Raw genomic sequence first — 8,258 nt, forward strand, 5'->3', positions numbered from 1 at the left:
TGCACACCTGCGCCGCCGGGCCTGCGTTTGCTCCGTTAGTGCAGTTTTGGGGCCCCGGATCTGCACTTGCTCAGTTTTTGCAGCCGGTGCCTGCTCGGGTGGGCGGAGTGGCTAGGACGACGACGGCGGTCCCCCTCTTTTCGCCCGTCCGCTCCTATGCGGCCCCGCCCCAACCACGCGGAACCGCGCCCAGGAGGGGAACGCGTCGGCCCGCGACGGGTGGCAGGTCCGCGAGGTACTCCCTGTTGGAGGTCGCGAGGCGGTCGGGGTCGGCGGGCCAGCTGCCCAGCACCACCCCGGCCACCTCGACGCCGCGGTGCAGCAGCGCCTCCAGACTCAGCAGCGTGTGGTTCAGCGTCCCGAGGTCCGGGCGCGCCACCAGCACAGTGCTCACCGTCCCCCCGTCACGTTCCACCGCGTTCACGGGCTCGGACGTCTCGGGAGAACTCAACTGGCCGCTGGTTTCGGCCGCCGCTCGGCCCGTTTGGGCCGCCCCGCCTGGCTCCCCACAAGCCTCCTGCAACGCCACTGCCAGGTCCGCAATCGTGCGCCGGTCCCCGTCCAGCTCCACGAGCACACCCCCGCTGCCCTCCACGATCACGAGGTCGTGGGATTCTTGTAATTCCACAATTTTCATCACGTGCTCCGAGAGCGGGAGCAGCTCCACCCCGTCGATCGCCGCCGCGGGAGGCGGGGCCATCGGCTCGGTGAGACGCTGGCCCTCGGCGGTGGTGAGTGCCTCGGAAGGCACGCCGGCGGCGCGAGCCAGCCGGGCGACGTCGTCAACGTCCCCCGGTTCCCCGCCCCGTATCCCGGTCTGCTGCGGCTTGTAGACCGCGATCCGCCGCCGGCCCACGTTCCACCCGGAGACCGTGAGCGCCGCCGTGGCGTACGTCTTGCCCACGTCCGTGTCGGTTCCCGTCACGACGACGGCGTGGCCCAGGGAGGCGACGAGGTCGCCCAGGGGATTGGTGGTCATGGTCTCTCCTGTCAGAGTGAAAGCAGTGCGGCCACGTGCGCTGGACGTGGCTGACGCGGCGGCGGGCAGTTCCTCCGCAGGGTGAGCGGCCCCTCACACGCCCTGCGGTTCGTCCCCTACCACGTCCCGGACGGTGTCCAACGCCCGGGCCAGAACGTGTAGTTCCATGTCCGCGGGAGCCGTGATGCGCAGGCGACTGATGCCGTCCGGGACCGAGGGCGGGCGGAAGCACCCCACCACCACGCCCCGGGAACGGATCACCTCCGCTGCCCGCACGGCCGACTCCGCGGAGGCCACCGGGAGGGACTGCACCGCCGCGCGGGCCGGCGGGGTGCCCAGCGCGGAGGCCACGAACCGCGCCCGCTCGTGCAGGGTCTCCACCAGTTCGGGGTGCGCCCGCACGATCCGCGCGGCCTCCGTGGCCGCAGCGGCAGAGGCGGGCGCGAGGGCGGTGTCGAAGATGAACGGGCGCGCCGTGTTCACCAGGTGCTCGCGCAGCGCCTCGGACCCGAGCACCGCGCCGCCCTGCGCGCCGAGCGCCTTGGACAGCGTCATGGTCACGGCCACGTGCGGCGATCCCGCAAGACCAAGCTCGTGCACGAGCCCCCGGCCGCCGCCCGCTACCCCGATCCCGTGCGCCTCGTCCACGAGCAGCAGCGCGTTCTCGGCGCGGCAGAGCGCGGCCAGCTCCGCGAGCGGCGCGTGGTCGCCCCACACCGAGTACACGGACTCCACGACCACGACGGCGCGCGCCTCCGCGCGCTCCGCCAGCAGCTGCGCCACGTGCGCGACGTCCGCGTGCCGCGCGATCCGCACCGGCGACTGGGACAGCCGTGCCCCGTCCACCAGGGACGCGTGCGCGTGGGCGTCCGAGACGATCAGCGTGTCCGCGTCCCCCAGCGCCGTCAGCACCCCGGTGTTCGCGGCGTACCCGCTGGAGAACGCGAGCGCGACGGGCTGGTCAGTGAGCTCGCACAGTTCGCGCTCCAGCACCTCGTGGACCCCCAGGGTTCCGGTCACCAGCCGGGAGGCCCGAGAGCCTGTGCCGTGCTCCCCCAGCGCGTGCTGGGCGGCGGCCACCACGCGCGGGTCCCGGGAGAGCCCCAGGTAGTCGTTCGAGGCCAGGTCCACGCACGCCCGGGGCGGCGTCCGCAGCCGACGTCGCAGTCCCGCCTCCGCGCGCTGCTCGCCGCGAGCGCGGAGCCAGTCGTCAAGGGGACCGACCGTCATGCCCATCCCCCGCCCGTCAGCTCCACTTCCTGCGCGGCCCGCAGCAGGGCGTAGGCGATGGTGCGGACCTCCTCGTCCGTGCAGACGTACGGGGGCATGGTGTAGAGCAGGCGTCCGAACGGGCGGAACCACACCCCCTGTTCCAGAGCCGCGCGGGTGAGCAACTCCGGGTCCGGGGCCTCGTGGAACTCCACGACCCCCACGGCGCCGATGACCCGCACGTCCTTCACGACGCGCAGCTCCGCCGCCACGGGCAGTATCTCCCGCAGGGTCTCCTCGATCCGGGAGACGTTCGCCCACCAGGAGTCCCGCAGCATCCGCACGGACTGCAGGGCCACGGCGCACGCGAGCGGGTTCGCCATGAACGTGGGCCCGTGCATCAGCGCGCGCTGCTCCGACGCCGTGATGACCGCTCCCACGGCCTCGGACACGAGCACCGCCGCCAGGGACATGTATCCGCCGGTCAGCGCCTTGCCCACGCACATCACGTCCGGGACCACGTCCGCCCACTCACTGGCGAACCACTTCCCGGTGCGGCCGAAGCCCGTGGCGATCTCATCCACGATGAACACCAGGTCCAGCTCGTCCGCCAGCTCTCGCAGCACCCGCAGGCACCGCGGGTCGTACGTGCGCATCCCGCCCGCGCCCTGCAGCACGGGTTCCACGATGATCCCGGCGAGCTCGTCCCGGTGGGCGCGGGCGACGTTGCGCACGTCCGCGATCCACGCCTCAACGGCGGCGTCGTCGGCGTCCCAGTCCACGGCCCCGGACGACGACGGCGCTCCCGCGCCCTGCGCGCCGCTCCCACCTGGCCCTTCGGTGTCACCGGAAGGCACGAAACCAGCGGTGTCCGAGGCCGCCGCACCGAGGTTCTCCGGGGACCGCAACCCCTCGGGATCCTCGTACCCGGACCTACGCCGGGGGTGCGCCGCGGGAGGCGGTGCCACGAACAGCTGCTCCGCCACCAGCCCGGAGAATTCGGCGTGCATTCCGCCCTCGGGGTCGCACACGCTCATGGCGCCAGTGGTGTCCCCGTGGTAGCCGCCGCGCACGGTCAGGATGCGACGGCGCTCCGGCCGCCCGAGGGCCGCCTGGTACTGCACGGCGAGCTTCAGCGCGACCTCCACGCTCACGGAGCCGGAGTCCGCGAAGAACACGTGCTGCAGCTCGGCCGGGGTGACCTCCACCAGCAGCTCCGCCAGCTCCACGGCCGGGCGGTGCGTGAGACCGCCGAACATCACGTGAGAGAACTCGGTGATCTGGTCCACGGCGGCGCGGTCCAGCTCCGGGTTGCGGTAGCCGTGCACCGCGCACCACCACGAGGCCATGCCGTCGATCGCCCGGATCCGGTCCCCCTCAGGGGTCTCCAGGGTCAGGGTCACGCCCTCCGCGGCCAGCACCGCGTGGGGTGCGGGCCCGTCCAGCGGTGCGTAGGGGTGCCACAGCAGCCCGCGGTCACGGGCGACGAGGCGGGTGGGCTGCGCGGCGTCGTCACCCTGTTCTGCCGTATCTGCCACGGCACCCGCGGTGGGGCAAGAAGCTTCCCCGCTGCTCTCGGCGGGCGCGGTGTCGTGCGTGATCTGCGGTGCCGGGTCAGGCATTCGGCGCCACCGAGGTCCCCGCACCGCGACGCCGCACGGTCGGGCTCAGCTCGATCCTCACCCGGGTGTCGTCCTCGTCGCGCTCGGGTCCCTCGCCCGAGCTCAGCAGGGCGGCGAGCGCCGCAGACACGGGGGCGGGGGCAGCTGGCGGGGTCGGAACCGGGCCCGGGGCGGCGGAGGGCACCGCGGCGTCGTCGCCCTGACCGGAAGAGACCGGGTCGGAGGGGTCCGGACGGCCGCCCGAGGCGGCATCGGAACCGGCAGGTCCAACGGTTCCGCACGTGGACCCGCAGGGCGTGGTCGCGGGGCCCGTCGAACCTGCCTGGCCCGCCGCGGCCTGCTCGGGTGCCGCACCGTTCGAGGTGTCGGCGGGCACCGTGTCGTCGTGCTCCCTCAACGGACCCGCGCCGAGGACGGTGAATCCGGCGTCGGCAACCATGTCCAGGTCCGCCTTTGCCGCCTGCCCCTCGGAGGTGAGGTAGTCGCCCAGGAAGAGGGAGTTGACCACGTGCAGGGCGAGGGGCTGCAGGGAGCGCAGGTGCATCTCGCGGCCGCCGGCCATGCGGATCTCCTTATCCGGGCACACGAAGCGCACCACGGAGAGGATCTTCAGGCACTTCTGCGGGCTCAGCTGCCACGTGCCTGCCAGGGGCGTGCCGTCGAAGGGCATGAGGAAGTTCACCGGCACGGAGTCCGAGCCCAGCTCCCGCAGCGCGAAGAGCGCCTCAACGAGCTGCTCGTCTGTCTCCCGCATGCCCACGATCAGCCCGGAGCACGGCGAGAGCCCGGCGTCCTTCGCGCGCTCCACGGTGTCCACGCGGTCCTGGTAGGTATGGGTGGAGCAGATGGACTCGTAGTGGGACTCGGCGGTGTTGAGGTTGTGATTGTAGGCGTCCACGCCCGCGCCGCTCAGCGTCTCCGCCTGGCCGTCCTTGAGCAGGCCCAGGCACGCGCAGACCTCCACGTCCGGGTGCTGCTCCTTGAGCGCCTCCACGGTGCGGGTCACGTTGCCCACCTCTCGGTTGGACGGGCCGCGGCCGCTCGCCACGAGGCACACGCGGCTCGCGCCACCGCGGATGCCGTACTCGGCCTGCTCCACGGCCTTCTCGGGGCTCAGCCACGAGTACTTGAGGATGTCCGTCCCGGCGTTCAGGCGCTGGGAGCAGTAGCCGCAGTCCTCGGCGCACAGCCCAGACTTCAGGTTGACCAGGTAGTTCACCTTCACGGTCATCCCGAAGTGCTCGCGGCGCAGCCGGGCGGCGGCGGCCACGAGGTCCAGCATGCCGGGGTCGTCGGTGTGCAGCAGCTCGAGGGCTTCGTCCGGGGTCACGGGGTCGCCGGCGAGGACGCGCTCGGCCAGCTCGGCAGGGTTCTTGAACATTGTTCAATTATTGAACGGTGTTCAGGATTGTCAATTTCCCGGGCGGCCGTTGCGAGAGGCGGCGCGCGGCCTGGCGCTGCCGCGCCGCTGTCCTGGTCACGACGACGTCGCTCCCACCCCACGTACGCTCGGTAGAGTTTCCGCGTGGCCCGCACCCGGGCACGAGAGCAGGGAGGGACACCGTGGCACTGGACCGCGACCAGGTGGTGGACGCCGCGTGGCACATCCTGCAGACCTACGGGCTCGGGGACCTCTCGATGCGCCGCCTGGCCCGCGAGCTGGGCGTGCAGCCCGGCGCCCTGTACTGGCACGTGGCGAACAAGCAGGAGCTGCTGGCAGTCCTCGCGCAGCGCATAGTCGCCCCGCTGAGCACCTCCTCCACAGGCGCTCCCACCACAGGAGCCTCTCCCGCGGGCACTTCCCCGGCAGTCGCCGACGACGACGCCACCCTCCTCATCGCCCGGTTCCGTTCCGCGGTGCTCGCCGTGCGAGACGGCGCGGACGTGGTGAGCGTGGCCCACGCGCTGGACCCCTCGGGCATGCAGCCCACACCCCTGCTCACCGCGGCGCTGACCCGCGCGGGCATGGACCCCGCCCCGGCCGAGACGGCCGCGCTCACCCTGGTCCGCTTCACCCTGGGATCCGTGACCGCCCAGCAGACCCGCGAGTCGATGGACCTCCCCACCGCCACGATGGCCGCCGAGTTCGAGGCGGGCGTGCGCGCGATCCTGGCGTAGCGGCGTCGTCGCCCCCCTCCACCGCCCGCACCCCTGCAACAACTGAGCAGATGCCGAATTGCGGCCGCAAAACCGCACTTGCTCTGTTAATGCAGGAGGCGGGAGGGGGCTTCAGTGAGCCTGCCGGGGCCACCGCTCTCGCTGAAGCCGCCGGTCCAGACGGGGCGCCCCTGCGACTACGGAGCAAACGCAGAACTGCGACCCCGGAACTGCACTTGCTCCGTTGTTGCAGGTGGTGGGAACGCGTGCGCGCTCCTCTCCACCGCCGGGTCCGCCGTCCGGGGGTGTCAGCCGGTGCGGGCGGCGGCCAGAATGTCTGCATGACCACCGGCACCCCCTTCACCGTGCGTACACCCGTCCCCGAAGACGCCCCGGGGATCGCGAGAGTGCACACGCAGTCGTGGCGGGAAACGTACACCGGGCTCGTGCCGGAGCGGTTCTTCGACGACGACGCCTTGCGCCGTCGGGAGGAGACGTGGACCCGGATGCTCGCAGAACCGTCCCGCCGTGTACGGGTTAGGGTGGCCGTGGTGGGCGAGACGATCATCGGTTTCGCGGGCACTGGGCAGCCCCGCGAAGACGACCCCGCCCGCGAGCACGCCCTGCACCTGCTCTATGTGCTCCGCGAGCACCACGGCACGGGCGCGGGACAGGCCCTGCTCGACGCCGTTCTCGGCGGGGAGCCCGCGCAGCTGTGGGTCGCGGAGGCCAATCCACGCGCCATCCGCTTCTACGAGCGCAACGGGTTCCGGGCGGACAGCGCCTCGTTGACCGATCCCGGGCTGGAGGACCTGCGCGAGGTCCGCATGGTCCGGTGAGACCGCGGACGACGTCGCTCCCCGCCACCCACGCGCGGCACGGGACCGTGCGGCGTCGTCGTCAGACCCCCGCGCCCACGATCAGCATGGTCGCCCCGAAGACCACCCCGGAGACCACCAGCACCACGGTGGTGTAGCCGAGGATGTCCCGGATCTTCAGCCCGGCGATCGCCAGCAGGGGCAGGGCCCAGAAGGGCTGGATCATGTTGGTCCACTGGTCGCCGTACGCCACGGACATGATGATCACGGACGGGTCCACGCCCAGGCGGGCGGCGGCGTCGAGGAGGATGGGCGCCTGGATGGCCACCTGTCCACCGCCGGAGGGGACGAAGAAGTTCACGAGACCCGCGGAGAGGAAGGCCAGGAAGCCGAGGGTCTGGGGGGAGGCGACCTCCACGATGGAGTCCGAGAGCACCTGGATGAGCCCGCTGGCCGTCATGATGCCCATGATCCCGGCGTAGAGCGGGAACTGCAGCAGGATGTCACCCACGTTGGAGGCGGCGTTCTTGACGAGCGCCATGACCTCGAACGCGTTGCGGGAGAGCAGGAAGATCAGCGCCAGGAACATCCAGTTCACAATGTTCAGGGTCACGGTGCCGCCGGTGAAGTGGATGACCAGGTAGGCCACCAGGGCGAGGCCCACGAGCAGGGTGGGGATGCGTGAGGCGTCGAGGCGGTCGGCGGGCACTTCCACCTCGGGGGTGGCAATGCGCTGGTCGGACTCGGCGAGCGCGTCTGCGGTCACCGCGTGACTCGCGGGCACGGCCCGAGGCGCCACGAGCCACAGGGCGAAGGCGACGAGCACCACGGTGGCCACCGTAGCCGTGATGTTCCACCACGAGAACGTGGTCTGCGAGATGGGGATGACGTGGCCCACCTGCTTCTCGATGAACGAGCCGGGAGTTGCCGCGGTCAGCGGCCCCGAGCCCGAGTAGCCCATGTGCCACACCACGAAGCCGGAGAAGCCGGAGGCCACGAGCATGGGGAAGCTCACCGGCCTGCTGCGGCGCGAGAACCCGGCGGCGACCTCGCGCGCGAGCAGACCGCCGACCACCAGGCCGAAGCCCCATGTGATCAGTGACGCCACCGCAGCGATCACGAACACGAACACGTAGGCCGCAAGCGGCGACCGCGGGATGCCGGCGAGCCGTGCGAGAAGCGCCCGAACCGGCCGAGTGCTCGCCAGGGCGTGGCCGAGCAGCAGCACCAGCGCCATCTGGGTCATGAACTCCAGCAGCCCCGAAAGTCCCGTCCCCCACCCCATGACAACGGTCACTGGGCCGGAGTCGGTCAGGACCAGTGCCATGACCGCAACCACCAGTGTCAGGACGATCGCGAAGATCAGCGCGGAGGGGATGAACCGCTCCACCACGTAGTTCACGGGCTTCATGGCCCGGGCAAGCACGGGGTCGGCGGTCGCCGCAGGAGTTGAGGAACGGTCGGGGGAGCTCATGGCGGGCCTCTTCTTCGTTGAGGAGGGTTGACGGGTAGGCGCCGACGACGCGTGCCGGG

7 protein-coding genes are annotated in these 8,258 nt (G+C 71.6%); 2 read left to right on the forward strand and 5 right to left on the reverse strand.

Translation table 11 applies throughout. From position 1 onward, the window contains the following. Positions 1-154 precede the first annotated feature (154 nt). The 4 genes from bioD to bioB all read right to left on the reverse strand — a co-directional run bounded on the left by bioD (position 155) and on the right by bioB (position 5,191). On the reverse strand, positions 155-979 hold the full coding sequence (gene bioD / locus FFS25_RS13055) for an ATP-dependent dethiobiotin synthetase BioD (protein WP_137803218.1): 825 nt from the start codon (positions 977-979) through the stop codon (positions 155-157). Between the two features lie 93 nt (positions 980-1,072). Then, positions 1,073-2,209, reverse strand: a complete 1,137-nt coding sequence (locus FFS25_RS13060) for an aminotransferase class I/II-fold pyridoxal phosphate-dependent enzyme (RefSeq protein WP_024289461.1) — start codon at positions 2,207-2,209, stop codon at positions 1,073-1,075. Next, complete coding sequence (locus FFS25_RS13065; RefSeq protein ID WP_137803219.1) at positions 2,206-3,726, reverse strand: aspartate aminotransferase family protein; 1,521 nt, start codon at positions 3,724-3,726, stop codon at positions 2,206-2,208. Before FFS25_RS13065 ends, FFS25_RS13060 begins: the two co-directional genes overlap by 4 nt. A 76-nt stretch (positions 3,727-3,802) precedes the next feature. Continuing rightward, entirely contained in the window at positions 3,803-5,191 is a 1,389-nt protein-coding gene (gene bioB, locus FFS25_RS13070) for a biotin synthase BioB (RefSeq protein WP_137803220.1), read from the reverse strand. Positions 5,192-5,373: 182 nt separating this feature from the next. Between bioB and FFS25_RS13075 the strand changes: the two genes are divergently transcribed. Together FFS25_RS13075 and FFS25_RS13080 are read left to right on the forward strand one after the other, a co-directional pair. Next, the gene (locus tag FFS25_RS13075) at positions 5,374-5,928 is read left to right on the forward strand and encodes a TetR family transcriptional regulator (RefSeq protein WP_137803221.1); all 555 of its coding nucleotides are present in this window, start codon (positions 5,374-5,376) and stop codon (positions 5,926-5,928) included. 320 nt (positions 5,929-6,248) lie between these two features. Beyond that, positions 6,249-6,746 (forward strand): GNAT family N-acetyltransferase, encoded by a 498-nt coding sequence (locus tag FFS25_RS13080; protein ID WP_024289465.1) that lies wholly within the window; start codon positions 6,249-6,251, stop codon positions 6,744-6,746. Between the two features lie 61 nt (positions 6,747-6,807). Here FFS25_RS13080 and FFS25_RS13085 read toward each other — a convergent pair whose 3' ends face one another. Next, entirely contained in the window at positions 6,808-8,199 is a 1,392-nt protein-coding gene (locus FFS25_RS13085) for a short-chain fatty acid transporter (protein ID WP_024289466.1), read from the reverse strand. Positions 8,200-8,258 lie beyond the last annotated feature (59 nt).

It is taken from the genome of Kocuria sp. 2SI (assembly GCF_005502825.1).
Taxonomy (GTDB): domain Bacteria; phylum Actinomycetota; class Actinomycetes; order Actinomycetales; family Micrococcaceae; genus Kocuria; species Kocuria palustris.

Excerpts from the sequence above, each read along its gene's own strand:
- bioD (WP_137803218.1), bottom strand. The coding sequence starts at position 979 with ATGACCACCAATCCCCTGGGCGACCTCGTCGCCTCCCTGGGCCACGCC.
- FFS25_RS13060 (WP_024289461.1), bottom strand. The coding sequence starts at position 2,209 with ATGACGGTCGGTCCCCTTGACGACTGGCTCCGCGCTCGCGGCGAGCAG.
- FFS25_RS13085 (WP_024289466.1), bottom strand. The coding sequence starts at position 8,199 with ATGAGCTCCCCCGACCGTTCCTCAACTCCTGCGGCGACCGCCGACCCC.
- bioB (WP_137803220.1), bottom strand. The coding sequence starts at position 5,191 with ATGTTCAAGAACCCTGCCGAGCTGGCCGAGCGCGTCCTCGCCGGCGAC.
- FFS25_RS13080 (WP_024289465.1), top strand. The coding sequence starts at position 6,249 with ATGACCACCGGCACCCCCTTCACCGTGCGTACACCCGTCCCCGAAGAC.